A 24,386-nucleotide genomic window follows, 5' to 3' on the forward strand; every position below is an offset into this window, starting at 1 on the left:
GCAAACAGCGACCGTCTGACTACCGTCTGACGCGTGCTGGCCGTCAGACGATAGTCAGACGCAAAGCAACCAACCTTATATCAGAATCATTACAAAACTCAATCAGCCATGAACAATCCTGCATTCCAAGACCTTCAAGCCACCCAATACGAAGATTTGTACCACGTTGACGACGCGCCCGTGGCCGATTTGCGCGTCAAAGCTCTCAGCCGAATGGGGTGGTGGGTCGTTATTTTCGCCCTGATGGGCGTGTTGGCGGGCGCACTGATTATTTTGCCCGATACCATCCAAACCCCGTTTGTGCTAAAATCAGAAGTGACCGAAGACATTTATCGTTTTCCATCGGCCGTTTATGTGGAGCGCGTGCACGTTCATAACGGCCAAAAAGTAAAGGCAGGTGATACAATTCTTGAAATCAGCGCCCCCGACATTGCCGCATTGACGGCAGAATTGGCCTCTGCAAAAGCCAATTTGAAAAGTTTTGACCAATTTAAGTCGGTCGCAACGAAAAACGAACGGCAGATTATTGAAGTCAACATTCAACGGATTCGAGAAGAAATTGCGTTGAAAAAATCGCAGTTAGCCATCGCCGAACAAAAATGGGTGTCGGAATCGCAAAAATTGGCCCATGAAGCCCAAGAAATGAAGCGCCTTTTTGTAGTAAATCAGGAGTTGTACAAAAACGGAGACGTGAGCAAAAACGAGCTTAATCAGCATGAAACCAACGCCTTGCGTGCCAAAAATGCGCAGGAAATTGCCTACCAAAGTTATTTGGAAAACCGTAACCTACTCCAGCGCGACATCGCCTCGAAGGAGTTGGAAATAAGTGGTTTAGGGAAACAAATTGCCAAAAATAGCAACGACCATTTGCTCGAAGGCGACCGCCTTAAAGGGAGTTATTCGTCGGTGCAGCAGCGTTTGAAGGGAACATACGGAGTTTTTGAAACGACGCCTGATAACCATTTGCTCTTAAAAGCCAAGCACAACGGTACGGTCTCGTTTGTGTTTGAAGGGGATAAAGAAGTCGCTCCAAGTACTATTTTGCTCAAGATGATTTATGAAGACGCTCCTTTGTACGCTTATACGCAGGTTAATTCGTCGCAAATTGGCAAAGTAAAAGTGGGACAAGAAGTAGTGATGAAGCTGGATGCGTATCCCGTGTACGAATGGGGAGGCGCAACAGGCATCGTATCAGAGGTATCGCTGACGCCTAACGAAAAAGGAATGTTCAACGTGCGGGTACAGGTCGAAGACTTACAAAAACTGCGCGGCCGCCTCAACATTGGTATGCTAGGTAAAGCCAATATTGTTACGGATGAACGTACGATTTTTGGGTACTTGTTCCGAAAGTTTCAAAAAACAACGTCTGAGTTAGTTGAGTAGGTATTTTAGAGAAGTTAGCCACCTTACTCAAAAAAATGTTACTTTTGGGCAACGTTAGTCACCAACACACTCGTCCCAAGCATGGAAAAATTAGACTGTCTCAATCAAGTCGCTGAGTTTCACCGTACCTTCAAACATCCTATTCTCTCTACTCCCCAAATTCCTTCTGAAGACCGCTGTAAATTGCGCGTTGCCCTTATCGCCGAAGAGTTAAAAGAATTGGAAGTAGCTATTTTAGAAAAAGACATTGTTGGGGTGGCCGACGCACTTGCCGATATTCAGTATGTATTATCGGGAGCAGTTCTTGAATTTGGTTTGGGAGAACAGTTCAAAGCATTGTTTGACGAAGTTCAGCGCTCCAATATGAGCAAAGCTTGCAACACCGAAGAAGAAGCCCAGGCAACCGTAAAACACTTCCAAGACAAGGGCACGGAATGTTATTATGTAGAAGATGCAGGGAAGTATTTGGTGTACCGTACCGCCGATAACAAAACGCTCAAATCTATTTTTTATTCACCTGCCGATTTGGAAGGTGTCTTAAAATAATAAATTATGTCGTTTAAGAAACTTGTTTGGCATGGAGTTTGATGTCAAATTAAGTATAATAATAGAGTAGGGTAATTTGGCATTAGCCCCGTTCCATTGGAGCGGGGCCATGTTTTTTTTATAGGGGGTAAGTATTTGTTTTGTACGCCAATAAAAAAGGCCGAACCTGTGTTCGACCTTTTCAGACATCAATCTCAATTTATAAAAAATTAACCCACCAGTTCTTAGTTTAGTACCTCCTCAAGGGGAGTATATGTCAAGCCCCACGCATCGGCAACGGCTTTGTAAACAATCTTACCATTTACGACGTTCAGACCTTTTTTCAATTCCTCGTTTTGGGCGCAAGCTTTTTCCCAACCTTTGTTGGCCAATTGGATTGCGTACGGCAAGGTCGCGTTGGTCAATGCAAGTGTTGAAGTATAAGGTACGGCACCTGGCATGTTGGCTACGCAGTAGTGAACAATACCGTCGATTTCGTACGTTGGATTTTCGTGCGTTGTTGGCGTACAAGTTTCAATACATCCGCCTTGGTCAACGGCTACATCCACCAATACCGTTCCTTTTTTCATCAACGAAAGCATGTCGCGCGTGATGAGGTGAGGCGCTTTTGCACCAGGAATCAACACGGCTCCTACGATAAGGTCAGACTGTGAAACCAATTGACGAATGTTGTATTCGTTCGACATCACAGTGTCGGCGTTGGCAGGAAGGACATCTTCCAAATAACGCAAACGATTCAAGTTTACGTCCACAATCGTCACGTTAGCACCCAAGCCTGTCGCCATTTTGGCCGCCTGAGTTCCTACAATTCCACCGCCCAAAATCAATACATTGGCAGGTTTTACGCCTGCTACACCGCCGAGCAAAATACCGCGTCCGCCCATTGGTTTTTCCAAATATTTGGCACCTTCCTGAATCGCCATCCGACCTGCTACTTCCGACATAGGTACAAGAAGTGGCAACGAGCGATCTGCTTTTTCTACAGTTTCGTAGGCCAAACATATTGCGTTACGCTCAATCATAGCATGCGTCAAAGGCTCCGACGAAGCAAAGTGAAAATACGTAAACAACAATTGGTTTTCTTTGATTAATGCGTATTCCGACGCAATCGGCTCTTTCACTTTTACAATCATTTCGGCGATTTCGTACACCGCTTCAATGGTTGGAAGGATAGTTGCACCTGCTTTTTCGTATTCTGAATCTTCAAATCCGCTACCTACCCCTGCCGTTGACTGTATGTAAACGGGATGGCCATTTTTACGAAATTCTGCTACTCCCGCGGGAGTCAATGCTACGCGGTTTTCGTTGTTTTTGATTTCCTTAGGTACGCCGATAATCATTGTCGTAATTGGTTTAGAATAAGTGTCAGAATGTTGACTTTTGGAATACGATACAAAATTACGGCGAACGAAAATATTTTCTGTTATTGAAATATAAATAAGAAAATAAATCTTATTTATCGAAAAAAAGATGAAAATTTTCTATTATTGAACTGAATTTTGATTGAAAGACGAAAAATATTCGCCCCCTTTAGTATGGTTCATCTTGACGATACCGATTTGCAGATTCTGAGGCTGTTGCAAACCAATGCACAGCTGACAATCAAAGAGATTGCGACGCAGATTAATCTCTCCATTACGCCCGTTCACGACCGCATCAAAAAACTGGAACGGGAAGGAATCATCGAAAAATACGTGACGATGCTGAACCGCAAAAAACTAAACAAAGGCTTGGTGGTTTATTGTAACGTAACGCTCGATAAACAACAGCACGAAAATTTTCGCGAGTTCAACGAAGCCATGCTCCAAATGCCCGAGGTAGTAGAATGTTGTGTGGTGTCGGGGACGTTTGATTACCTCATCAAAATTGTAGCAACCGACGTGGAGAGTTACCACGCGTTTTACCAAGAAAAATTAGCCAGTTTTAAAGCCATTTCTCACATAAGTAGTTTTTTTGTGATGTCGGAAGTGAAAAGCACGACGGCAATACCGATATGATACTTCAATCCATTAATAACATAGCCGAACTCTGCGCCCGAAAAGGAGTCCAAAATGTATTGATTTCGCCAGGGTCGCGAAGTGCGGCGCTTACCTTGGCGTTTGCGCGCCATCGTGGCATAAAAACAAAAGTAATTCCTGACGAACGAGTGGCGGGTTTTGTCGGGATGGGCATGGCACAATATAGCGGCCAAACGGTGGCTTTGGTATGTACCTCAGGCAGTGCGGCCTACAACCTTGCCCCTGCAGTAGTGGAGGCGTTTTTTCAAGAAATACCGCTGCTGGTTTTGACCGCCGACCGCCCCAAAGAATGGATACATCAGCAAGACGGGCAAACCATTTACCAAAATGAGTTGTACGGCAAGCACGTCAAAAAGTCGTTTGAACTTCCTGCGGATTATACCCATCCTGATACAAATTGGTACATCGAACGCGTGTTCAATGAGGCTATTAACCTTTCCCAAACGTATCCCAAAGGGCCAGTACACGTCAACGTGCCGATTCGTGAACCGTTTTATCCTACGGCCGACGAAAAAATTACCTACGATCGAAACGTACGTGTGGTTGAGCGACTTGCTACGCAACCGACCCTTTCTCCCGAAACGTGGCATCGACTGCAAGAGGAGTTTGAAAATACGTCTCGCGTACTGATTGCGGTAGGACAGCTTCCGCCCCAATCGGCTTTATGGAAAGTTTTGAAAGAATTTAGCGAAGAAATGGGCGTGCCCGTCTTGGGAGATATTATTTCAAACATTCCTGCCGACGATACTTTTGTTCGCCACCATGATGTGTGTTTGCGGCCAAAAAATCACGAACAATTGGCTGATCTACAGCCTGATTTGTTAATCACCGTGGGAGATTCGTTTATTTCTAAAAACCTGAAACTGTTTCTGCGCAAGTTTACTCCCGCGCGCCATTGGCACATCAAACCCACCGAGCAGCTGATAGATACCTTTCAGACCCTGTCGTTGCAAGTGCCCGTGGAGCCAGTTTATTTCTTTCAAAAATTGTTGGAGGATATTGATTACCAGCAGTTTGTGAATCAAGACGATGACAGCGAAGAGCGCACCCAATACCGCGAAAAATGGTTGCAAGCCGACCGAAATGCCCAACGGAAACTTGCACAGTTTTTCCGCCAAGAAACCCGTTGGAATGAATTTACGTTGGTTGATTCTCTCATGCGTTCGTTGCCCGAAAATAGCGTCTTGCATTTGGCCAACAGTATGCCTGTGCGCTACGCCAATTTCGTGGGAGTAAGTACTCAGGTTGAAGTGTTTGCCAATCGGGGTACGAGTGGGATTGATGGTTGTACAAGCACGGCTGTTGGTTCGGCAATGATGACCGATAAGTTGGTGTTTTTGCTGACGGGCGATGTCTCGTTTTTTTACGATCGCAACGCGCTTTGGCATCCACATCTTCCTGCAAACCTCCGCATTGTACTTTTTAATAATAACGGTGGAAATATTTTCAGGTTGATTGATGGACCATCAGCACAACCCGAATTGGAGCAATATTTTGAAACGCGTCACTATACATCGGCACGTAATTCGGCAGAGGATGCAGGGATGACCTATTTTGCTTTGGATAATAATAAGAATAATAGCCAAGACATGATGGCTGCTGTTTTGACTGGAACTGTCCAAGAACACACTTTTGAATCTATCTGGAAGCAATTTTTGGTTCAAAATGGCAAAGCCAAATTGTTAGAGATTTTTACTGATCCCGTCATAAACGGTAATGTTTTTGAGGCTTATCGAAAAATGGGGTAGCTACGGACAAATAAATCACTCATATTGCAGTAATTGCAAAACCTGCTGGACTTTATTTCAGTAAAAAAAGCAATTCAACACGAAACCGCTCCTTTTCCACAAATGAATAATTTTACTCTCAATCGTCGTCGATTTCTTCAAGGGACTTCGGCTTCTATAGCATTATCCACCCTAGATGCTAGTGGTCTTAATTTGAATAATCCTGCCAAAACCTACCGCGTTGCCTTGATTGGAACGGGCTGGTACGGAAAAAGTGATTTATTTCGCCTTATTCAAGTGGCTTCGGTAGAGGTAGTAGCCCTTTGTGATGTGGACAAAAATATGCTCGAAGCCGCTGGAAAGCTAGTAAGCCAACGCCAAAAATCAGGCAAAGTGCCCCTTTTATACGGCGATTACCGCAAAATGCTCGCCGAAAACAAACTCGATATTGTGCTGATTGGTAGCCCAGACCACTGGCATGCCATGCAAGCGATTGAAGCTGTTAAGTCAGGAGCGCACGTGTACGTTCAGAAGCCAATTAGTGTCGATGTGATGGAGGGCGAAGCAATGGTGGCAGCGGCACGAAAATACAACCGCGTAGTGCAAGTAGGAACTCAACGGAAAAGTACGCCGCACTTGATTGAGGCCAAAAAGAATATTGTCGATGCGGGTTTGTTGGGGAAAATATCGCACGTAGAAATGTGCTGTTATTATCACATGCGCAACAACGGAAATCCACCTGTGCAAGCTGTTCCTGACTTTTTTGACTATGAGATGTGGACAGGCCCTGCGCCAATGCGTCCATACGATGGTTTGCCGCATATTCGTTGGTGGCGGACGTTTAAAGAATACGGCAACGGTATCATGGGCGATATGTGTATCCACATGTTTGATACCGTGCGATGGATGTTGAAATTGGGCTGGCCAAACCGCATCAGCTCAACGGGCGGGATTTATGTACAAAAAGAAGGGAAGTCAAATATAGCGGATACGCAGTCGGCAATTTTTGAATACGACGGCCTCAACTGCGTGTGGCAGCACCGCACGTGGGGAACGCCCAATAATCCCGATTATCCGTGGTCGTTTACGCTCTATGGCGAAAAAGGCACCCTTTGGGGAAGTACCATGGCGTATGACTTTATTCCGAATGGGAAAGGAGAAAAAATTCATAAAGATGTGGTGTATGAAAAAGAAAAATACCCCGAAGATTTGACCGAAGAGCGCATTGAGCTAAATGCCGCCCCTGCGACGCGTTTGCACATGCTCGATTTTATTGCGGCTATTGAAAATAATTCGCGCCCAGTGGCAGATATTGAAGAAGGACACATTTCGACTGCTAGTTGTATTCTCGCCAATATGTCGATGGAATTAGGACGTCCTTTGGTATATGATCCTAAAAAACGGGTGGTCGTAGGTGATGCCGAAGCAACAAAAAAACTGGCTCGCCCCTACCGAGGTTCGTGGGTGCATCCAGACCCCAATCGTGTCTAAAAACAAGCCCAAAAATAGGTTTCAGGAGCAGAAATGCTCCTTTTTCGTTTTTTAACCTAGAGTTAAAAATATACTTGTGTGAGGGTAACAGGAAGGTAGATTCAAAAATTTTGTGTTTATTTAGGGGAATTTTTAATGCCCTTTTAATCTAGCAGCGTTACTTTACCCCATTATGCCCCAATTGATAGATTTAAGTACCTTCGGAGAAGAAGAAGGAAAACTGACCGTTTTTGAGAAAATTTTACCAGGAGATATAAAACGAGCTTTTTATATCTATGGCGTTCCTAGTGACCAAGAGCGTGCAAAACATGGTCATTTTACGGCGACAAATGCCTTAGTGATGGTCGCAGGCAGTTGTCGGGTTCAAGTTACTCATAGCGGACAGGAAGAAACCTTTATTTTAAATTCACCTTCGCAAGCACTCATTTTACATCCTGGAGACTGGCACGTTATGGATGAGTTTACGGCAAATGCCGTGCTGTTGGTCATGTCAAATCAATACTATGATAAGAACGACTATTTCTTTGAAAAACCATGATACTTCATCTCGACCTTAAACGGACAAATCAGCCGTACCAGGCTGAAATAGCGGAAGCCATGCAACGCGTGGCGGAGTCAGGATGGTATGTGTTGGGGAAAGAAGTGACGTCGTTTGAAGAAAACTGGGCTGACTACTGTGGAACTTCACATTGCTTGGGAGTAGCCAACGGACTGAATGCCTTAGAGCTGATTTTTAAAGCGTTTGATTTTCCTGCAGGAAGCGAAGTAATTGTCCCTGCCAATACCTATATCGCTTCCATTCTTTCGGTTACTACGTTGGGCTTAACCCCGATTTGGGTAGAGCCAGACCCCAAAACGTTCAACATTGACCCTCGCAAGATTGAAGAAAAAATTACGCCTCGTACCAAAGCCATTTTAGCCGTACACCTTTACGGAAAATGCTGTGATATGAAACCGCTTTGGGATATTGCGCGCAAACATGGTCTCAAAATCGTAGAAGATGCTGCCCAAGCCCACGGTGCCACTTACCAAGAATACAAAGCTGGAAATTTGTCGGATGCGGCGGCCTTTAGTTTTTATCCTACCAAAAACTTGGGCGCGCTTGGCGATGCGGGAGCTATCACAACCAACGATGCCGATTTGGCTCGCAAAATTGCCAGCTTGCGTAATTATGGTTCCACTATCAAGTACTACAACGACCATGTTGGAACCAATAGTCGCTTGGACGAATTACAAGCGGCGATTTTGAACGTGAAATTGAAGTATTTAGAAACGGAAAATCAACGCCGTCGCGAACTAGCGCGCTTTTATTTGTCCGAAATAAAACATCCTGATTTGGTGCTGCCAACGTTCAAAACCCTCTACCAAGATGCGTGGCATTTGTTTGTGGTTCGCCATCCTAAACGCGAGCAATTCATTGATTATTTGATGGAAAATGGCATTCAAGCCACGGTGCATTATCCCGTTCCGCCGCACAAACAAAAAGCATATTCAGAATACAATCATCTGAGCTTGCCGATTACGGAACAAATTCATAACGAGGTGATTAGCCTTCCTTTGAATCCTTCACTGACCGACGAAGAGGCGCGTCATATTGTTCAAGTCATCAACCAATCTGTCTATCAACCCCATGCTGCTGTCGGTTATCATTCCCGTCTATAACAGCGAACAGACGATTAATCGACTCGTTGAGCATGTACTGGAAACGCTGAACCGAACCACCCTCGAAATCGTTTTGGTCAACGACGGTAGTCGCGACCGTTCGGAGCAGGTATGCACTCAATTAGCAAAGCGTTTTTCGGAAGTAAAATTTATTTCATTGCGTCGTAATTCGGGCGAGTTCAACGCCGTCATGTGCGGTTTGAACCATGCTTCGGGCGATTATTGTGTGATGATTGACGACGATTTTCAGAATCCTCCTACCGAAATTTTAAAACTTGTTGAAACCGCTCAACAGGGTGATTACGACGTGGTTTATTCATTTTATGCCACCAAAAAACACTCATGGTTTCGGAATTTTGGCAGTTGGTTGGTCAACCGTGTGACGACTTGGCTGCTCGAAAAACCTAACGATTTGTACTTGTCGAGTTTCAAATTGATTAATCAAGCCGTTGTTCAAGAAATTATCAAATACAAAGGCCCGTATCCGTACCTCGATGGGTTGATTTTTAGAATCACTCGCAACGTGGGACGCGTGCAGGTGTCGCACAATGCCCGCGAAGAAGGGCAGTCGGGCTATACTTTGCGCAAACTTACGTCGCTCTTTATGACGATTTTGTTTGGCTATTCACTCAAGCCTTTGCGATTGTTGACGGCCACGGGTTTGGCTTTTTCGGGTTGCTCACTATTGGCAGTGTTGATAGACTTGGTGCTGTACGCCATTCATTCTGAGTTTTTTATCCTCAATTCGGTACTCATTCTGCTTACTTTTTTTAGTGGACTGATTTTGACCTGCTTAGGAATTGTGGGGGAATACATTGGTCGTATTTTTATGGCCCAAAGCGGCTTGCCACAGTACGTGGAAAAAATGGTGATTTCGAAGGAGCCGCAAATACAAAAATAAGCATTTTTAACGCGATTGCGATGATAGGTAAACAGGACGAATACGAACGGATGTTCAACGCTGAACGCCAATTGTGGTGGTATAAAATTTTGCACCAGAAGGCAACAGAGCGTATCAAACAACATTTTACGAACCCAACAAACCTTACGATTTTGGACGCTGGTTGTGGAACGGGCGGAATGTTGATTCACTTAAAAGAACAAGGTTTTAATGCCATCGAAGGGTTTGATTATTCGGAAGATGGCGTCAAGTTTTCGCAGTCGAGAGGCTTAGACGTGACGTATTTTGACCTCACCAAAATCGCCGCTTATAAACCCGAAAAAAAGTTTGACGTCATTATCTGCAATGACGTTTTTACGTATTTTTCGGATGAAGTTATTGTGGATGTTTTAACCGCTATTAAGGCCAAATTGGCACCAAACGGCATTTTTATTACCAATAACAACGCCCATGCTGCTTTTGCAGGAGTACACGATGTGGTGGTAGGAGGACAAAAAAGATTTGTCAAAGAAGATATGCAAAGGTTGTCAAAAGCCGCCGATTTGGAAGTGACCTACGCCACCTACTGGAGTTTCTTTTTATCGCCACTCATCATGGCCGTACGGGCATGGCAACGGTTTCAGATGAAACGAGGATGGATTGACCTCAGTAAAGAGTCGTCTGATGTGGCCGTTCCGCCGTCTTTTATCAATAATACGCTGTATTGGTTGGTAAAAATTGAAGAAAGTATCATTGGTAAAGGCCCTTTCGGAAGTTCAGTTTTTGTGACAATGGCTCCTAAGAAAGTATGACAATAAAACGCGCTGAAACTTGGTGGAATATCCTCTTCGTCAGTAGTTTACTCGTGTTGATAGCCATTAGGTGGTATCATCAAATTCCAACCGAACTGGATGTAGATACGAGTACCTGGATTAGTTCGGCCATCAGTACAGCGCGCTCTGACCGCCCGCTTTGGACTTTACTCAATTACTCCGACAGCCGCCCACTTACTGTACTTCCTTTGGCAATGGCCGAAATGATGGGAGTCAAAGTTGATTGGGCGTTGGCCGATGGGATTGGAGTCATCCTCTGGGTCGCGACGCTGACGTTTGTTTTTCTGATTTTCAAACATTGGTTTTCTTCGGCACGGTCATTTTTGTTTACCGCTCCTCTGCTTCTCTTCCAAGCATTTCACTTGTGGCCTGGTTTTATGACCTACAATTCAGAACACGTCTGTATTCTGATGTTGACGGTGGGTTTTTGGGCGGTTATCAAACTGAAAGACAGCGCTTATTCTTCGTGGTGTTATTTCTTTTTGGGGTTGTGGCTGGGGCTTCTGCCGTTTGCCAAGTTTCAAACCATTCCGATGGGGTTGATTTTGGCGTTTTTCCTCTGTTTTTTTCTACTCAAAACCCAACAATGGAAACGCCTTTTGGCGGTGATAGGAGGCGGGGTTTTGCCCCTTTTGTTAGTAAATGGGTATTATTATCACTACGACCAACTGGAGACATTCTGGAATGATTATTTCTGGAATTATTATTACTACTCCTTTTCTACTGTTCATTCAAAACTAGAAGCCAGCAATCGTTTTAGTCCACTTACCGTCGGGCGATTTGTGTTTCAGCCTGCGGCTACCCGTGTTTTTTGGATAGTTCAAATGGTGCTAATCACGACAGGGGTTGTTCAGTTTTTACGATTTCCCTCACAGAGCGTGGCGGTTTCTCGCTCCGTGATTGGCCTTTCAGTGGCAGTTGCTTTGGTAAGTTTGTACGCCGTTTTACAAGCAGGAAACCCGTTTGACCATTACTTATTGTTTTTGTTTGTTCCTTCGGTCGTGTTGGCGGGTTTTTGTTCACTTTATTTTTCGCCAAAAATATTTTCTATTGCTTGGACATTTGCACTTTTGGCAATCGCCTTGGAAGGTATCAGGAATGTGGTGGAGTTTCCTCTAGGAACTATCCCAAAATTACCTAAGTCAGACGAAATAATCCGTAAGGCAATACGCGCACACATCGGCCCTAACGAAACAATGACAATTTGGGGCTATGCTGACCGTTTTTTTGTGTACGAACACTTGCCAGCGGGAAATCGCCTGCCACATTCGTACTGGATTTATACCAAAAGCCCTTTGCAAAACCACCGCCAACGCGAATTGATTGATGATTTAGATCAAAATAAACCTGCGTTATTCATGGACGCGATGGTGGCTCCCGTGTCAACCATTTATGTTCCTGACAACGTGAACTACCGCCACGAAAAATTTCCAATCATTGCAAAATATGTTCGGGAGCATTATACGTTGGTAGATGTAGTGAAAGGCGCTCGCTTTTACCGACGAAAAAAAGAGTAAATTTTGGTTCTGAGCAGTATATCAGCGAGAGCGTATCAAGCACTTCATTAAATTTGTATTTATAAAAATGAGTAGTGAGTTAAATAGCAAATAAAACATCATGTCAGACAAAAGCACCGAATTTCTTTATAACTATTTAAACAATGCCTCTCCGACGGGTTTTGAATCGTCGGGACAGCAAATTTGGCTTGATTACTTGAAGCCTTACATCGACGATTATCTCGTGGACACGTACGGAACGGCCGTGGGTATCGTCAATCCAGATCAGCCGTACAAAGTGGTGATTGAAGCACACTCGGACGAGATTTCTTGGTTTGTCAATTACATTTCGGAAGATGGCTACATCTATGTTATCCGCAACGGGGGTTCTGATGCACTGATTGCGCCGTCGATGCGGGTCAATTTGCACACAAAAAAGGGGACGGTTAAAGGTGTTTTTGGGTGGCCTGCCATTCACGTGCGTGACCTCGCCAAAGAAGCTGCTCCCAAAGTGGCGGATTTGACGATTGACGTAGGGGCCAGCAGCAAAAAAGAAGTGGAAGAAATGGGCATCCATGTGGGTACAGTCGCTACGTTTTTGGATGGGTTGTTTGAAATGAATAATCGTTACTACGTAGGACGTGCCTTGGACAACCGCATGGGTGGATTTATGATTGCAGAAGTGGCGCGTCGTTTGAAAGAAAATAATGTTCAACTTCCTTTTACGCTCTACATCGTCAATGCCGTGCAGGAAGAGATTGGGCTGCGTGGGGCAGAGATGATTGTGCGCCGCCTGAAACCCGACTTGGCCATTTGTACCGACGTAACGCACGATACACAGTCGCCGATGTACAAGAAAAAAGAACAAGGGGACATGAAGTGCGGCGGCGGGCCTGTATTGTGCTACGGCCCTGCGGTGCAAAACAACGTGTTGGACATGATGATTGGGGTAGCGGAAGACAAAAAGATTCCGTTCCAACGCCAAGCCGTAAGTCGTTCGACGGGTACGGACACCGACGCTTTTGCCTATGCAACCGAAGGAGTTGCTTCAGCTTTAATTTCATTGCCGTTGAAGTACATGCACACCACCGTTGAAACTGTTCACAAAGATGACGTGCAAAATGTAATCAACCTCATGTACGAGGTGCTTGTGCAACTTAAAGGAAACGAGGATTTTAGATATATTAAATAAGAAATGTACTGCGGTTGTGAGCAACCGCAGGCACGTACTATTAGCGTACTAGTAGTTTATTTCGCTTCGGCGAAGCGTAACATTTGTAGTATAAAAATCCGTTTATAAAGTTAGAATCCTTTTGCTTCGGACGGGGCGCCCGTGCGCAAGCATAAACTGTTGTTATGCTTCTCCGAAGCTAGTGTTTTCGACGCGTATCTTTCAGCAACAGGGTTTTGAGAAACCCTGCTGCGGTTAGGAGTAACCGCAAGCACGGCAGGCACGGGCCTCGCGTCTGCGATGCGTATTTTTTAGCCACAGAGGCGTAGGTAATGACACCTCAAGCCTTTGTGAATTTCCAAAATTTTTGGAAATTCACAAAGTGAAAATACTTTAAAACGTAACTCTATGGGATTTATAAAAGAACCAAAGGGTGTTGACTTTATCATTCAAAGTAAACCCTTGACTGAGAAAGACAGGCAAAATATCAGCAAACATATTGCAGATTATAAAGAGAAGTACGCTAAAAAGCTGGTTGCCAAAACGAAAGCAAAATAGTCAGTCTAAAATAGACAACTTCAAAACAAATATCCCTTCCCCAAACTGCGATTTGGGGGCAACATGGTCTAGTGTTTTCGACGCGTATTTGGGTTTGGTATAATAGAAAAGAAGTCTGATAAAGGGATTAAACAAGTGCAGACGATAATGTTTGGATTATTTAAAAAGACAAGTTGGAAAATTGATGGAAAGGTATTACACTTTTTCCGACAAGTCTTTGGGGCATTACCTGCCGAGTTTAGCTTTTTAGGAGACGGACTCGAAAAAGGACTATATACGAGATTTTCGATAAATCATGCGATGAAAGGTAATTGCTATTCAATTGGTTTCGCCCCATCTCAATCTGATAAGTCGATGACTCAAGGTAAAGATTTTGAGTTGAATAACATCATTATTAAACAAGATAAGCAAGAATTTTGTCTAACTGTTACTGTTTATGATGGACTTTGGATAGGTTTCGAAATCGAAAAGAATATTTTGGATTTTAATAATTATCAAGTTGACATATCGTCATTTCAAAAAAGTAAAATTAAATCTGCTTCAGATATAAAAATGAAAGAACTTGTTAGCGGATTAACTAGCGAACATTTTGATTTAGTAAGTTTTAATGAATTTAATGTTGCTGGAAATATTTACTACCAAATAAAAGATCTTGATAGTGGCAATTATATAGCTATTGACAGTAGAGGACAAGTGCTCGGACTAATTCATGAACCATATAAAATTGAACTCATAAACAAATCAGTTCGACAATTTATTGATGATGTTAACAATAAACTGTTTGACTTTGACAAATATGTGAATGGGCAAAATGGATATATATAATATCGTAGTAGTCATAGAGAGAACAAGAGCATTGTGCTTCTCCGAAGCATATCTTTCAGCAACAGGGTTTTGAGAAACCCTGCTGCGGTTAGGAGTAACCGCAGGCACGGCAGGTACGGGCCTCGCGTCTGCGAAGCCATTACTCCAAAAATGACTTCAGATTAGCAATCACTTTTTGTGTCAAACGCACTTTAGACTCCTCCGTAAAACCTGCCGAACGCGGGTATAGTAAAACATTATTGAGCTCCGAAAATGGTTGGTAATGCGCACCTATTCCATCCGAATCGAAAATACCAAAAGAAGTAGGGTCGTTTTGCAGCCAAGTAAAGCAGGCCTGTACATCGAAGGTAGGGCCTAAAGAGGTGTTGATGAGAATCGAATTGGGCTTTTTGACCAAAAAGGCTTGTTCGTCCAGCAGAATCGTGTGTTTCGGTAGGTGAGTAGTGATGATGTCACAAGTAGATAATAGTTCGTGGAGGGGAAGGTAATGAATGCCTTCTTGTTCAACTTCGGGTTGGCGCGTTCTTCCAAAATAATACACTTCCATCCCAAAATGAAGTGCTGTGCGCGCCACCATCTTGCCTAGTGTGCCAAGCCCCACAATCCCGATGCTTTTACCGCCCAACTCCACGGGCTGTGGTTTCCACTGGCAGGAACCGTAGCCTTTGAACAAATGGATAAGTTGCGCAAAAATGTATTCCACCACTCCCTCATCGCCGTAGTCTCGCACGCCAAGCACCCGAATCCCTAATTCTCGCGCCTTGGCGATGTCCACGTTGGCAGCTGCTTCACTGTACAAACTACAACACATTCCGATGTATTTCAGTGAGGGAGCAGCGGCAATGACATCGGCCGAAACGGGTGTTTGCCAACTGACAAGCACACAATCACTTTGCCCAATCCGAGCTAAGGTTTCCTCGTCAGAGGTCGGGACGTCGTAGTAGCGAAGCAGAGGTTGGCGCGAAAAAGTGGCAATTTCTTGAACCCCTTCTTCGGTAAGGCGGCAAGAATCAATGAGGGTAATTTGGTCAAATAACATCCCAAAAGCATTTTTGTGCGAAGGTGCAATAGTATGAAGAATTTGGCCTAAATTCACACATTCATTCACAAACTCTCCCTTTTCTATGCTCCAACTTAGACCTGTGTTGCTAAGTGCGTCGTTGTTGCTAACTACCAGCGCAACCGTACTGGCACAACCTGCCCCTCTTTCTTCTTTGTACAAACAAACGAGCGACGTACATCATTTGATGGCCAACTACGCCGCCGACCGAGGAAGCCTAATCCGTTTTTATGTCATCGAAAACTCTCCCGAGCGCCGACAACGCCTCGAACGGCTTTCGACCGATTATCTCCAACAGTTGAAAAAACTGGATTTTGATAAATTGCCCGTTGATAGCCAGGTCGATTACCTGTTGTTTCAGCGCAATTTACAGGTGGACTTACGGGAATTGGCTAAAGAAGCTAGTGAAGTTTCGCAGACCCAAGCGTGGTTTCCGTTTGCCGACCGTGTTTATGCCCTAGAAAAATCGCGCCGTCGGGGTACGTCGGTGGAGGGCGAAAAAATCGCGATTGAGTTGAATGCCCTAGCGCGAGAGGTGGCTGAAGCCCGAAAAACGGTGGAAAAGCTCGATAAAATTGATCCAGTTTTGGCCGATCGAGCATCGGGAACGGCCACGGGGCTAAAATCGGCGATGAAAAGTGTGTTTGAGTTTTATAATGCTTATGACCCCGATTTTACGTGGTGGGTGCCGCAGCCGTACCAAAAGCTCGACAGTGCGCTGACGTCTTATGCGTCGTTTTTTGCAAAAAAAGCCAAAGTAGCTGCTCCTACAAAAGACGACGGGAGTGGTATCAATGGCGTGGCTGTGGGGCGTGATGAACTTATCCGACAGCTCGAATTTGAATTTATCTCCTACACGCCCGAAGAACTCATTGACATAGCCAACAAAGAATTTGCGTGGTGCGACCGTGAGTTGCTCAAAGCTTCGCGCGAGATGGGTTTTGGCGACGATTGGAAAAAGGCACAGGAAAAAGTAAAAAATTCGATGGTGCCCGTGGGCGAACAACCTGCCATGATTTTGAGACTATACAACGAGTCGGTTGATTTTCTTAAAAAGAATGATTTGATCACGATTCCGCCAATTGCCGAAGAAACGTGGCGGATGGCGATGATGTCGGCAGAGCGGCAGAAGTTTAGCCCGTTCTTTTTGGGCGGAGAAACGATTCTGATTTCGTATCCCACGGCGGCCATGTCGCACGAAGATAAATTGATGAGTATGCGGGGAAATAACCCTCATTTTTCGCGTGCTACCGTCCACCACGAACTAATTGCGGGACACCATTTACAAGGATTTATGAACAACCGTTACAAAACATACCGTCGTTTCCGTACGCCATTTTGGACTGAAGGCTGGGCTTTGTATTGGGAAATGATTTTGTGGGACATGAACTTCCCGCAGTCGCCCGAAGACCGCGTAGGGATGTTATTTTGGCGAATGCACCGTTGCGCTCGGATTATCTTTTCGCTCAATTATCACTTGGGCAAATGGACGCCGCAGCAGTGTATCGACTTTTTGGTGGATAGGGTAGGGCACGAGCGTGCCAATGCCGAGGGAGAGGTGCGCCGTTCGTTTGTGGGCGGGTACGAGCCGCTTTATCAGTTGGCGTATATGACGGGAGCGTTCCAGTTTTATGCGCTCAAAAAAGAACTGGTCGATTCCAAAAAGATGACCTACAAGCAGTTTCACGATGCCATCATGCAGCAAAATTCATTGCCCGTGGACATGGTACGCGCCGTGATGACCAACAAAAAGCTTTCGCCCGATTATAAGTCTTCGTGGAAGTTTTATGTGCCGCCTGTGATGAAGTAGATTTTTTGAACCATATAAGTCATATAAGAGATTATAAGTTTCTCTCTTATATGCCCTTATATGTCTTATATGGTTGAAATAAAAACACTACTTCGGCGCGGTCAATTCTTGGTCAGTAGAAACAGGCGAACCAAACGAAGGCGTGCCGTCTTTCAAGAACGTAAACGACTGAATACGAGGAGAACGCTTGCCACCGCAGCCCTGACCTGCTTCGCTGTTGGCGTGGTACAGAATCCAATTTTGGCGTCCATCGGGCGATTTAAAAAAACTGTTGTGGCCAGCCGCGTGCGTGCCTTTGGTATTTTCTGCCCAAAACACAGGCGTTGGGTGTTTTTTCCACGAGGTAAGTTTCATCAAATCATCGTTGGGAGAAGCGTAAATCATCCCCAATGAATAAAAATCCGTCCAACACCCGCTGGCTGAAAAAATGATATTGACCCGACCGTTGGGACTTTTCAAAAATTGAGGTCCTTCGTTGACCAATACCAACGGCTTATCATCAGGGCCAGGGCGGCTGATGGTACCGTGCTTTTCCCACGAAAACTGAGGTTCTGAGATTTTGATGCGCTCGCCTACGCAAGTCCACGGGTTGCTCATTTTGCACAAATAAATCGACTGCTGCCCATTTTCGTCGCCTTCCCACCCCGACCATGTGAGGTAAAATTGCCCCTTGTGTTCAAACACTGAGCCATCAATCGCCCATTTATCCTGTGGCGTTTTGAGTTGGCCTTTCATGTTCCACGTTCCCTGCGTTGGGTCCGCGGAGGTATTTTCGAGGACAAATAAGCGGTGGTTGCGGTTGTGACCATCGTCGGCAGCAAAATAGATATACCATTTGCCTTGGAGAAAATGCAACTCAGGCGCCCAAATCTCTTTGGAATAAGGCCCCGTCGCAGGTGGTGTCCAAACGACCGTTGGTGAGGCAGAAGCAAGTTCGGTCAGGGTTTTTACTTTCCAAATGCTCAGATTTTTGCCCGTGGTGTGCATGTAATAGTAAAACCCATCTTTGTAAATCGACCAAGGGTCGGCTCCCGCGGGCAGCAACGGATTTTTGAACGTTTGGGCGTGGATAAGGAATGGTAAAAGAGCTAGAAATACGATTTTTTTCATTGTTTAAGTATGATTTTATAAATTTAAATTAGAGGCAAAAGGTGCTGGCTTAGGGATTCGACATTCTGCACTCTGCATTCGACATTCCTCTTACACCTTTGGATATTCCCAGCCTTTGCGGTAGGGGCGTTCGAGGAGTTTATTGGCTTCGGGGTCGTTTTTGATGAGTCCTTTTTCACCGTCCCACTCAATACTTCGCCCCGCTTTCATCGAAAGCATTCCTAACAAAGCCATGTTTGAGGAGCGGTAACCAATTTCAATGTCACACACCGACGGTTGATTTTTCTCAATTGACATCAAAAAATCAGTCCACAGATTCGCGATATTTTGCTGGTCGGGCATGTCGAGCTTGGCGTCTTCGTGGATGATTGGCTTTTTGGAGTCGGTCGGATAAAACGTCCAGCCGTCGAGCCAGCCCATGTGAAAAGTACCTTCTGTTCCGTAAAAATAACAGCCTACCGCCTGTTGTGGGTGCGTTTTTTCGGCGTTGTTTCCCGCAAACTGACGGTGTTCCCAAGTGGCCGTAAAATTCTCAAATTCATACACCGCCACTTGGTGGTCGGGGGCATCGGTATTATCGGTTTTAATGGCGCGCCCACCCGTCGAAAATACCTTTCGGGGGTATTTTTCTTCCATAATCCAAAGCATTTGGTCGAGCCAGTGAATGCCCCAATCGCCCAACTGTCCGTTGGCATAATCTAAATATTGACGAAATCCACGCGGGTGTATTTTGGCATTAAAAGGCCGTAAAGGTGCAGGGCCACACCACATGTCCCAATCAAGTCCTTTAGGAGTTTCGGAGTCGGGCGTTACTTGGCCAGGGCCACCGCCGTAATGCACAAACGTTCGAACCATTCCGATTTTGCCCACTTTTCCCGAACGAATAAAATCGCGACCAGATAAGTTGTGGGGCGATACCCGACGGTGCGTACCCACTTGAACGATTTTTCCTGTTTTTCGCGCAGCCGCTACCATGGCTTTGCCTTCGTTGATGGTATGGCTAATCGGTTTTTCGACATAGACGTGCGCACCTGCCTGTACGGCCGCAATGCAAATCAGCGGATGCCAGTGGTCGGGCGTGGCAACGATGACGATTTCGGGTTTTTCGGTTGCCAAAAGCTCACGAAAGTCGCGGTAGAGTTTAGGTTTATCGCCGCTAAGTTTTTCTACTTCGGCGGCGGTTTTGGTGAGCTGATTTTGGTCCACGTCGCATAAGGCAACAACTTTAGATTGACCTGCGGCCATGGCTACCCGAAGAATATTCCCGCCCCACCAACCTGTGCCAATGAGGGCAGTACGGTACTTAGAAGCACGGGGCGCGGCAATGCCGTAAGGAGAGAAAAGCGTGGCAGTAGCGCCAACGGCTGAACTTTGGATGAAAGTGCGACGATTCATGGAGGATGTGATAGGTGTTAAAATGAATGTTGGACGAAAGTATAAAGTCGGAAAATCGGTTTGGTTACTGAATGCTTGCTACCTTTGCGGTATGAATTACCTATCTGCAGAAAATATATCGAAGTCCTTTGGCGATAAGTGGCTGTTTAAGGGCATGACGCTGGGCTTGAGCCGAGGCGATAAAGTGGCGCTCATTGGGGCCAATGGTACGGGAAAAACGACGTTAATGACCATTTTGGCGGGGCTCACCCCTCCCGACGAAGGGGTAGTGAGCGTCCGAAAAGACATTCGGGTAGGGTACCTCGACCAAGCGCCCGATTTTGACGGTCAGCTTCCTGTTATTGAAGTGATTTTTTCGGGTAAAAATCCCGTGGCGGCGGCGGTCAAAGAATATGAACGTGCTTTGTTGTTAGGCGATGATGCCGTGTTGGCGCGCGCCATTGAGCAAGTCGATTCGCTGGAAGCTTGGGATTTTGAGGCAAGGGTCAAGGAAATTTTGGGAAAACTAGGCATTTATGATGTTGAGGCAAAAATCGGGACACTGTCGGGCGGGCAGCGCAAGCGCGTCGCATTGGCCAAAGTGCTCATCGAAAGTCCTGACTTGGTGATTCTGGATGAGCCTACCAACCACCTCGACTTGAGCATGGTCGAATGGCTGGAAAATTACCTCAACACCCAAAACACAACACTCCTTTTGGTAACGCACGACCGTTACTTTTTGGATACGGTGTGCAACGTCATTGTCGAACTCGACAACGGAAGCTTATATACTTACAAAGGCAACTACGCGTACTTTTTGGAGAAAAAAGCGGAGCGCGAGGCCGTAGAAGCCGCCGAAATTGACAAAGCGCGTAACTTATACCGCAAAGAACTCGACTGGATTCGTCGCCAACCCAAGGCGCGAGGCACGAAAGCCAAGTACCGCGTCGATGCCTTTGAGGATACCAAAGAGAAGGCACATCAGCGCAAATACGACAACCAAATTGAGCTAAATATCAAGTCCACCCGTTTGGGAAGTAAAATTGTGGAGTTGAACAGTGTTGGTAAAAAATACGGTGATAAAACCATCATCAACAATTTTTTATATACTTTCAAAAAAGGCGACCGTATCGGAATTGTGGGGAAAAATGGCGCAGGAAAGTCAACTTTGCTCAACATGATTACGGGCGAACTTCGTCCCGACAATGGCCAAGTTGTACGCGGTGATACGGTGCAGTTTGGTTACTACACACAGTCGGATTTGGAATACAAAGACGGCCAACGGGTGGTGGACTGGGTCAAAGACGTGGCCGAGGTGATTCGCTTGGGGACGGGCCAAACCGTGACGGCTTCGCAGTATTTGCAGGCATTTTTGTTCCCGCCCAATAAGCAAGGAACAATGATTGAAAAATTGAGCGGGGGCGAAAAACGCCGCTTGCAGCTTTTGCGCGTTATGATGCACGAGCCTAATTTTTTGATTCTCGATGAGCCTACCAACGACCTCGACATCACGACGCTGAACGTGCTCGAAGAGTTTTTGATGAACTTCCCTGGCTGTTTGGTGATTGTTTCCCACGACCGCTATTTCCTTGACCGTTTGGTAGATCACTTGTTTGTATTTGAAGACAACGGTCACATTCGCGATTTTCCAGGGAATTACACCGACTACCGCAATTTCTTAGCCGAAAATAAAGAGCAAGCAGCCGCTGCCAAACAGACGGTTGTAGCCCGCCCGCAGGCTACGTCGGCTACGCCTGTTTCGGCACCCGCCAAACGCAAATTGTCGTTTAAAGAACAACGTGAATTTGAGACGTTGGAAAGCGACATGGCGAAGCTGGAAAGTCAAAAAGCCGATTTTGTCGAAAAAATGAACGGTGGCGTTGGCTCGCACGAGGATTTTGCCACGTGGGCCAAAGCCGTAGAGCGCATTACCGAAGAATTGGAAGAAAAAGAAATGCGCTGGTTGGAGCTGAGTGAGTTTATGTAATCCTCACACCTCAACCTACTGTATCTACGCTTCAGGCATTCTTTTTATGGGATGCGATAACAAAAAAATAGCTTTGAGGGTCTTTTTCCCTTAAAGCTATGACCTTCTTTGGAAATCTTGCCCTTTTGTTGGCACTTATTGGCTACTTCAGTCTGGCGACCATGGCTGGAAAACCTACGCCTGGCGGAGATGCGGGCGTTGGTCATGCCTTTGCGTTGTTGTTTGCTTATGCCGCCGTCACCGCTGGAATCACCATTGCTACGGCGTTGGTGTTTTGGAAGGGAGCCTTGGATAAGTGGCTCAAAAAGCACGCGCATTAACTTTCCTTTGGGCTATTTTTTGACACCTGCGTAGTAAAAAAAAGTACCTTGGGTATCGGTATGGCTAACCTTTAACACCTTTGAGCTGACTTCTTTTTTTCCGTTAAACCATTTTCCATCTTCGTACGTCCCAATTTGCTGGTTTTGGTAGCGCAACGAGAACCCACCTGACACGGCCACCGCCGATATGTTTTCGAGGGTAGTGGTAGCAGTTTGGGGTATAAATGTAGTGCGCACCAAACGGTAACTTCCATCTGAATTTTTAAGAATATCAAGACGAGGAAGCTGATTTACGTCGGTAATGGCAATGCACAATGGATCTAAGAAAGCGTTGGTTTGGTAGGCCCCTTCAAGCACGTTTGGGTCTTGGGTAACGGCTTCGCGCTGGCAATTTGTGAGCAGCAGCGCCGCAAACAACAACAGAGATAAGTATTTCATTGGCGTATCATTAAGGGTTTTGAATACGACGCATTGACGTACAAAAAAGTTGGAACTTACGCCTTAATGACTAAAACCAACGGTTGAAAAGTATAAATCTACGCCTCAAAAAAGCATAATTGAGTACCCTGTTTATCTCCCTTACTTTTGAACCAACAATTAGTTTTATCCTCTAAACACTCTTTAATCAACTACAGCAATGGAAGCAAAATTTTGGTTCGACTCATGGGACAAGGGCGGTTTTTACACGAGTTTTCACCGTCGCGACATTCATCCGTTTGTTTTAACATACTTTACCCCCAGCGAATTGCGCGGTAAAACTGTCCTTGTTCCTTTGTGCGGCAAAAGTCTTGATATGGTTTATCTCGCGGCTTTTGCTGATAAAGTCATCGGGGTTGAGCTTGTTGAAAAAGCCATCATTGAGTTTTTTGAGGAGAATAAGTTATCGTATCACCAACCCGACGAAGAGACTTACGTCGCAGGTAATATTACCCTACTTAGAAAAGATTTTATGGCGCTCACGCCCGAAGAACTCGGCCCCATCGACTGGGTGTATGACCGTGCTTCGCTCGTGGCGTTGCCGCTCGACATGCGCCAAGAATACCTGCGCGCCATCGACCGCCTCACCGACGTAGGGACTCAATCGTTAGTAATCACACTCGAATATTTCCCCTTGATTAATTCTGCACCGTTTAGCATCACTGCCCAAGAAATGGATGACTACTACGGACTGGGTCATTTTATCAACCATGCCGAAAGCCCGTTGTTGATGCAGCACGGAATGGTACGCCGCTGGAACTTAGAGTATTTGTACGAACATGGCTTTATTTTGTCAAAACATACGAATGGATTGATTTTGGAGAAAAAAAACCTTGTTCAACCACTGCACTATGAGCTAAATGCAGTAGGTTAGGGTTTTTGAACTCCCATGAGTGTTTTATACAACGAACTTGCCAAGGTCTATGACCAAATGTACCAGCAACTCTTTGATTATGACCGAGAGTTTGCCTTTTATCACCAGCAATTACAAAACGCCACAGCCCAGTCGGTACTCGAACTGGGCTGTGGCACAGGGAATCTAGCCCAACGCTTCTGCGACGCGGGCTATGATTATTGGGGCATTGATTTGAGCGAATCGATGGTAGAATTGGCTCGGCAGCGTGTTCCCAAAGCCAGCATTCATGCGGCTGATATGTGTAGTTTCGAGCTGGGGCGCACTTTTGACATGATTTGCATTACAGGACGGAGTATAAGTTATTTGCTTCAAAATCAGTCGATAGAGCAATGCTTTGCTTCGGTCGCCCGCCACCTTTCACCTCAAGGTCAATTTGTTTTTGATGCCATCGATGCCGCTGCTCTTTTTGACGATTTTCATCAAACCCGAACTGACGAAATTATGGTATCTCCTTACCGACGGTTGAGCCGAAGCACGCCCAATTTGAGCACGGGCTGGACGTGGGACTGGGTATCGGATTATTACGAAGGGGACAGGTTGATTGGTCAAGACGAAGTGACATTGCGGGCTTTCTTGGTGGAAGAACTTCGATTGTTACTGGCTCGAAATGGCCTCATCCTAAGCCAGATTCTCGACAAAGACGCTTATGCCTGGAAAGACGCTTATTTTATTGCCCACAAAAAACGCTGACAATCATTGCCAGCGTTTTTTGTATTATCGTGTAAAGGGTTGCTCACAACCC

General features: G+C 45.5%; 23 protein-coding genes. 18 read left to right on the forward strand and 5 right to left on the reverse strand.

Annotated features, from left to right (window positions below):
- Positions 1 to 108 precede the first annotated feature (108 nt).
- Together DTQ70_RS28980 and DTQ70_RS28985 are read left to right on the forward strand one after the other, a co-directional pair.
- A complete protein-coding gene (locus DTQ70_RS28980) occupies positions 109 to 1,383 on the forward strand; it encodes an HlyD family secretion protein (protein ID WP_122934041.1) in 1,275 nt (424 codons plus the stop codon).
- A gap of 81 nt (positions 1,384 to 1,464) precedes the next feature.
- Positions 1,465 to 1,929 carry a nucleoside triphosphate pyrophosphohydrolase family protein gene (locus tag DTQ70_RS28985; protein ID WP_122934042.1) on the forward strand — a complete coding sequence of 155 codons (465 nt, stop codon included), beginning with the start codon at positions 1,465 to 1,467 and terminating at the stop codon, positions 1,927 to 1,929.
- A 224-nt stretch (positions 1,930 to 2,153) separates the two neighbouring features.
- On the opposite strand, the gene ald is transcribed toward DTQ70_RS28985, so the two are convergent.
- Positions 2,154 to 3,269, reverse strand: coding sequence for an alanine dehydrogenase (gene ald, locus DTQ70_RS28995; protein ID WP_122934044.1), 1,116 nt, complete (start codon positions 3,267 to 3,269; stop codon positions 2,154 to 2,156).
- Positions 3,270 to 3,464: 195 nt separating this feature from the next.
- Between ald and DTQ70_RS29000 the strand changes: the two genes are divergently transcribed.
- From DTQ70_RS29000 to DTQ70_RS29045, 11 genes are all read left to right on the forward strand, one after another.
- Positions 3,465 to 3,926: an Lrp/AsnC family transcriptional regulator gene (locus DTQ70_RS29000; RefSeq protein ID WP_122934045.1), complete on the forward strand. Its 462-nt coding sequence runs from the start codon at positions 3,465 to 3,467 to the stop codon at positions 3,924 to 3,926.
- Entirely contained in the window at positions 3,923 to 5,695 is a 1,773-nt protein-coding gene (gene menD, locus DTQ70_RS29005) for a 2-succinyl-5-enolpyruvyl-6-hydroxy-3-cyclohexene-1-carboxylic-acid synthase (RefSeq protein ID WP_122934046.1), read from the forward strand. Before DTQ70_RS29000 ends, menD begins: the two co-directional genes overlap by 4 nt.
- Before the next feature lie 102 nt (positions 5,696 to 5,797).
- Positions 5,798 to 7,165 carry a Gfo/Idh/MocA family protein gene (locus DTQ70_RS29010; RefSeq protein WP_122934609.1) on the forward strand — a complete coding sequence of 456 codons (1,368 nt, stop codon included), beginning with the start codon at positions 5,798 to 5,800 and terminating at the stop codon, positions 7,163 to 7,165.
- Positions 7,166 to 7,337: 172 nt separating this feature from the next.
- Positions 7,338 to 7,703 (forward strand): FdtA/QdtA family cupin domain-containing protein, encoded by a 366-nt coding sequence (locus DTQ70_RS29015; protein ID WP_122934047.1) that lies wholly within the window; start codon positions 7,338 to 7,340, stop codon positions 7,701 to 7,703.
- The gene (locus DTQ70_RS29020; RefSeq protein ID WP_122934048.1) at positions 7,700 to 8,827 is read left to right on the forward strand and encodes a DegT/DnrJ/EryC1/StrS aminotransferase family protein; all 1,128 of its coding nucleotides are present in this window, start codon (positions 7,700 to 7,702) and stop codon (positions 8,825 to 8,827) included. The genes DTQ70_RS29015 and DTQ70_RS29020 overlap by 4 nt, the downstream gene beginning before the upstream one ends.
- Positions 8,796 to 9,728, forward strand: coding sequence for a glycosyltransferase family 2 protein (locus DTQ70_RS29025; protein ID WP_122934049.1), 933 nt, complete (start codon positions 8,796 to 8,798; stop codon positions 9,726 to 9,728). The genes DTQ70_RS29020 and DTQ70_RS29025 overlap by 32 nt, the downstream gene beginning before the upstream one ends.
- Before the next feature lie 20 nt (positions 9,729 to 9,748).
- Positions 9,749 to 10,519: a class I SAM-dependent methyltransferase gene (locus DTQ70_RS29030; RefSeq protein ID WP_122934050.1), complete on the forward strand. Its 771-nt coding sequence runs from the start codon at positions 9,749 to 9,751 to the stop codon at positions 10,517 to 10,519.
- A complete protein-coding gene (locus DTQ70_RS29035) occupies positions 10,516 to 12,057 on the forward strand; it encodes a hypothetical protein (RefSeq protein ID WP_122934051.1) in 1,542 nt (513 codons plus the stop codon). Before DTQ70_RS29030 ends, DTQ70_RS29035 begins: the two co-directional genes overlap by 4 nt.
- Before the next feature lie 100 nt (positions 12,058 to 12,157).
- A complete protein-coding gene (locus DTQ70_RS29040) occupies positions 12,158 to 13,228 on the forward strand; it encodes a M42 family metallopeptidase (protein ID WP_122934052.1) in 1,071 nt (356 codons plus the stop codon).
- A gap of 387 nt (positions 13,229 to 13,615) precedes the next feature.
- A complete protein-coding gene (locus tag DTQ70_RS30945; protein WP_164490263.1) occupies positions 13,616 to 13,765 on the forward strand; it encodes a hypothetical protein in 150 nt (49 codons plus the stop codon).
- A gap of 147 nt (positions 13,766 to 13,912) precedes the next feature.
- Positions 13,913 to 14,590: a hypothetical protein gene (locus DTQ70_RS29045; RefSeq protein ID WP_122934053.1), complete on the forward strand. Its 678-nt coding sequence runs from the start codon at positions 13,913 to 13,915 to the stop codon at positions 14,588 to 14,590.
- A 139-nt stretch (positions 14,591 to 14,729) separates the two neighbouring features.
- Here the strand turns inward: DTQ70_RS29045 and DTQ70_RS29050 are convergent, their stop codons facing one another.
- The gene (locus DTQ70_RS29050) at positions 14,730 to 15,629 is read right to left on the reverse strand and encodes an NAD(P)-dependent oxidoreductase (RefSeq protein WP_122934610.1); all 900 of its coding nucleotides are present in this window, start codon (positions 15,627 to 15,629) and stop codon (positions 14,730 to 14,732) included.
- Positions 15,630 to 15,714: 85 nt separating this feature from the next.
- Here DTQ70_RS29050 and DTQ70_RS29055 point away from each other — a divergent pair, with 85 nt between their 5' ends.
- Positions 15,715 to 17,460, forward strand: coding sequence for a DUF885 family protein (locus DTQ70_RS29055; RefSeq protein ID WP_122934054.1), 1,746 nt, complete (start codon positions 15,715 to 15,717; stop codon positions 17,458 to 17,460).
- 87 nt (positions 17,461 to 17,547) lie between these two features.
- Here the strand turns inward: DTQ70_RS29055 and DTQ70_RS29060 are convergent, their stop codons facing one another.
- Both DTQ70_RS29060 and DTQ70_RS29065 read right to left on the reverse strand, forming a co-directional pair.
- Positions 17,548 to 18,570 (reverse strand): family 43 glycosylhydrolase, encoded by a 1,023-nt coding sequence (locus DTQ70_RS29060; protein ID WP_122934055.1) that lies wholly within the window; start codon positions 18,568 to 18,570, stop codon positions 17,548 to 17,550.
- A gap of 90 nt (positions 18,571 to 18,660) precedes the next feature.
- Positions 18,661 to 19,965, reverse strand: coding sequence for a Gfo/Idh/MocA family protein (locus tag DTQ70_RS29065; protein ID WP_122934056.1), 1,305 nt, complete (start codon positions 19,963 to 19,965; stop codon positions 18,661 to 18,663).
- Between the two features lie 91 nt (positions 19,966 to 20,056).
- Here DTQ70_RS29065 and DTQ70_RS29070 point away from each other — a divergent pair, with 91 nt between their 5' ends.
- Together DTQ70_RS29070 and DTQ70_RS29075 are read left to right on the forward strand one after the other, a co-directional pair.
- Positions 20,057 to 21,931: an ABC-F family ATP-binding cassette domain-containing protein gene (locus DTQ70_RS29070; protein WP_122934611.1), complete on the forward strand. Its 1,875-nt coding sequence runs from the start codon at positions 20,057 to 20,059 to the stop codon at positions 21,929 to 21,931.
- Positions 21,932 to 22,029: 98 nt separating this feature from the next.
- Positions 22,030 to 22,251 (forward strand): hypothetical protein, encoded by a 222-nt coding sequence (locus DTQ70_RS29075; protein WP_122934057.1) that lies wholly within the window; start codon positions 22,030 to 22,032, stop codon positions 22,249 to 22,251.
- 12 nt (positions 22,252 to 22,263) lie between these two features.
- On the opposite strand, the gene DTQ70_RS29080 is transcribed toward DTQ70_RS29075, so the two are convergent.
- The gene (locus DTQ70_RS29080) at positions 22,264 to 22,689 is read right to left on the reverse strand and encodes a hypothetical protein (RefSeq protein ID WP_122934058.1); all 426 of its coding nucleotides are present in this window, start codon (positions 22,687 to 22,689) and stop codon (positions 22,264 to 22,266) included.
- 199 nt (positions 22,690 to 22,888) lie between these two features.
- Here DTQ70_RS29080 and DTQ70_RS29085 point away from each other — a divergent pair, with 199 nt between their 5' ends.
- Both DTQ70_RS29085 and DTQ70_RS29090 read left to right on the forward strand, forming a co-directional pair.
- On the forward strand, positions 22,889 to 23,602 hold the full coding sequence (locus DTQ70_RS29085; protein ID WP_122934059.1) for a thiopurine S-methyltransferase: 714 nt from the start codon (positions 22,889 to 22,891) through the stop codon (positions 23,600 to 23,602).
- A 15-nt stretch (positions 23,603 to 23,617) separates the two neighbouring features.
- Positions 23,618 to 24,334, forward strand: a complete 717-nt coding sequence (locus DTQ70_RS29090; RefSeq protein ID WP_122934060.1) for a class I SAM-dependent methyltransferase — start codon at positions 23,618 to 23,620, stop codon at positions 24,332 to 24,334.
- The last annotated feature ends 52 nt before the right edge of the window (positions 24,335 to 24,386 follow it).

This window comes from Runella sp. SP2, assembly GCF_003711225.1.
In the GTDB taxonomy this organism is placed as follows: domain Bacteria; phylum Bacteroidota; class Bacteroidia; order Cytophagales; family Spirosomataceae; genus Runella.

Excerpts from the sequence above, each read along its gene's own strand:
- DTQ70_RS28980 (WP_122934041.1), top strand. The coding sequence starts at position 109 with ATGAACAATCCTGCATTCCAAGACCTTCAAGCCACCCAATACGAAGAT.
- DTQ70_RS28985 (WP_122934042.1), top strand. The coding sequence starts at position 1,465 with ATGGAAAAATTAGACTGTCTCAATCAAGTCGCTGAGTTTCACCGTACC.
- ald (WP_122934044.1), bottom strand. The coding sequence starts at position 3,269 with ATGATTATCGGCGTACCTAAGGAAATCAAAAACAACGAAAACCGCGTA.
- DTQ70_RS29000 (WP_122934045.1), top strand. The coding sequence starts at position 3,465 with ATGGTTCATCTTGACGATACCGATTTGCAGATTCTGAGGCTGTTGCAA.
- menD (WP_122934046.1), top strand. The coding sequence starts at position 3,923 with ATGATACTTCAATCCATTAATAACATAGCCGAACTCTGCGCCCGAAAA.
- DTQ70_RS29010 (WP_122934609.1), top strand. The coding sequence starts at position 5,798 with ATGAATAATTTTACTCTCAATCGTCGTCGATTTCTTCAAGGGACTTCG.
- DTQ70_RS29015 (WP_122934047.1), top strand. The coding sequence starts at position 7,338 with ATGCCCCAATTGATAGATTTAAGTACCTTCGGAGAAGAAGAAGGAAAA.
- DTQ70_RS29020 (WP_122934048.1), top strand. The coding sequence starts at position 7,700 with ATGATACTTCATCTCGACCTTAAACGGACAAATCAGCCGTACCAGGCT.
- DTQ70_RS29025 (WP_122934049.1), top strand. The coding sequence starts at position 8,796 with ATGCTGCTGTCGGTTATCATTCCCGTCTATAACAGCGAACAGACGATT.
- DTQ70_RS29030 (WP_122934050.1), top strand. The coding sequence starts at position 9,749 with ATGATAGGTAAACAGGACGAATACGAACGGATGTTCAACGCTGAACGC.
- DTQ70_RS29035 (WP_122934051.1), top strand. The coding sequence starts at position 10,516 with ATGACAATAAAACGCGCTGAAACTTGGTGGAATATCCTCTTCGTCAGT.
- DTQ70_RS29040 (WP_122934052.1), top strand. The coding sequence starts at position 12,158 with ATGTCAGACAAAAGCACCGAATTTCTTTATAACTATTTAAACAATGCC.
- DTQ70_RS30945 (WP_164490263.1), top strand. The coding sequence starts at position 13,616 with ATGGGATTTATAAAAGAACCAAAGGGTGTTGACTTTATCATTCAAAGT.
- DTQ70_RS29045 (WP_122934053.1), top strand. The coding sequence starts at position 13,913 with ATGTTTGGATTATTTAAAAAGACAAGTTGGAAAATTGATGGAAAGGTA.
- DTQ70_RS29050 (WP_122934610.1), bottom strand. The coding sequence starts at position 15,629 with ATGTTATTTGACCAAATTACCCTCATTGATTCTTGCCGCCTTACCGAA.
- DTQ70_RS29055 (WP_122934054.1), top strand. The coding sequence starts at position 15,715 with ATGCTCCAACTTAGACCTGTGTTGCTAAGTGCGTCGTTGTTGCTAACT.
- DTQ70_RS29060 (WP_122934055.1), bottom strand. The coding sequence starts at position 18,570 with ATGAAAAAAATCGTATTTCTAGCTCTTTTACCATTCCTTATCCACGCC.
- DTQ70_RS29065 (WP_122934056.1), bottom strand. The coding sequence starts at position 19,965 with ATGAATCGTCGCACTTTCATCCAAAGTTCAGCCGTTGGCGCTACTGCC.
- DTQ70_RS29070 (WP_122934611.1), top strand. The coding sequence starts at position 20,057 with ATGAATTACCTATCTGCAGAAAATATATCGAAGTCCTTTGGCGATAAG.
- DTQ70_RS29075 (WP_122934057.1), top strand. The coding sequence starts at position 22,030 with ATGACCTTCTTTGGAAATCTTGCCCTTTTGTTGGCACTTATTGGCTAC.
- DTQ70_RS29080 (WP_122934058.1), bottom strand. The coding sequence starts at position 22,689 with ATGAAATACTTATCTCTGTTGTTGTTTGCGGCGCTGCTGCTCACAAAT.
- DTQ70_RS29085 (WP_122934059.1), top strand. The coding sequence starts at position 22,889 with ATGGAAGCAAAATTTTGGTTCGACTCATGGGACAAGGGCGGTTTTTAC.
- DTQ70_RS29090 (WP_122934060.1), top strand. The coding sequence starts at position 23,618 with ATGAGTGTTTTATACAACGAACTTGCCAAGGTCTATGACCAAATGTAC.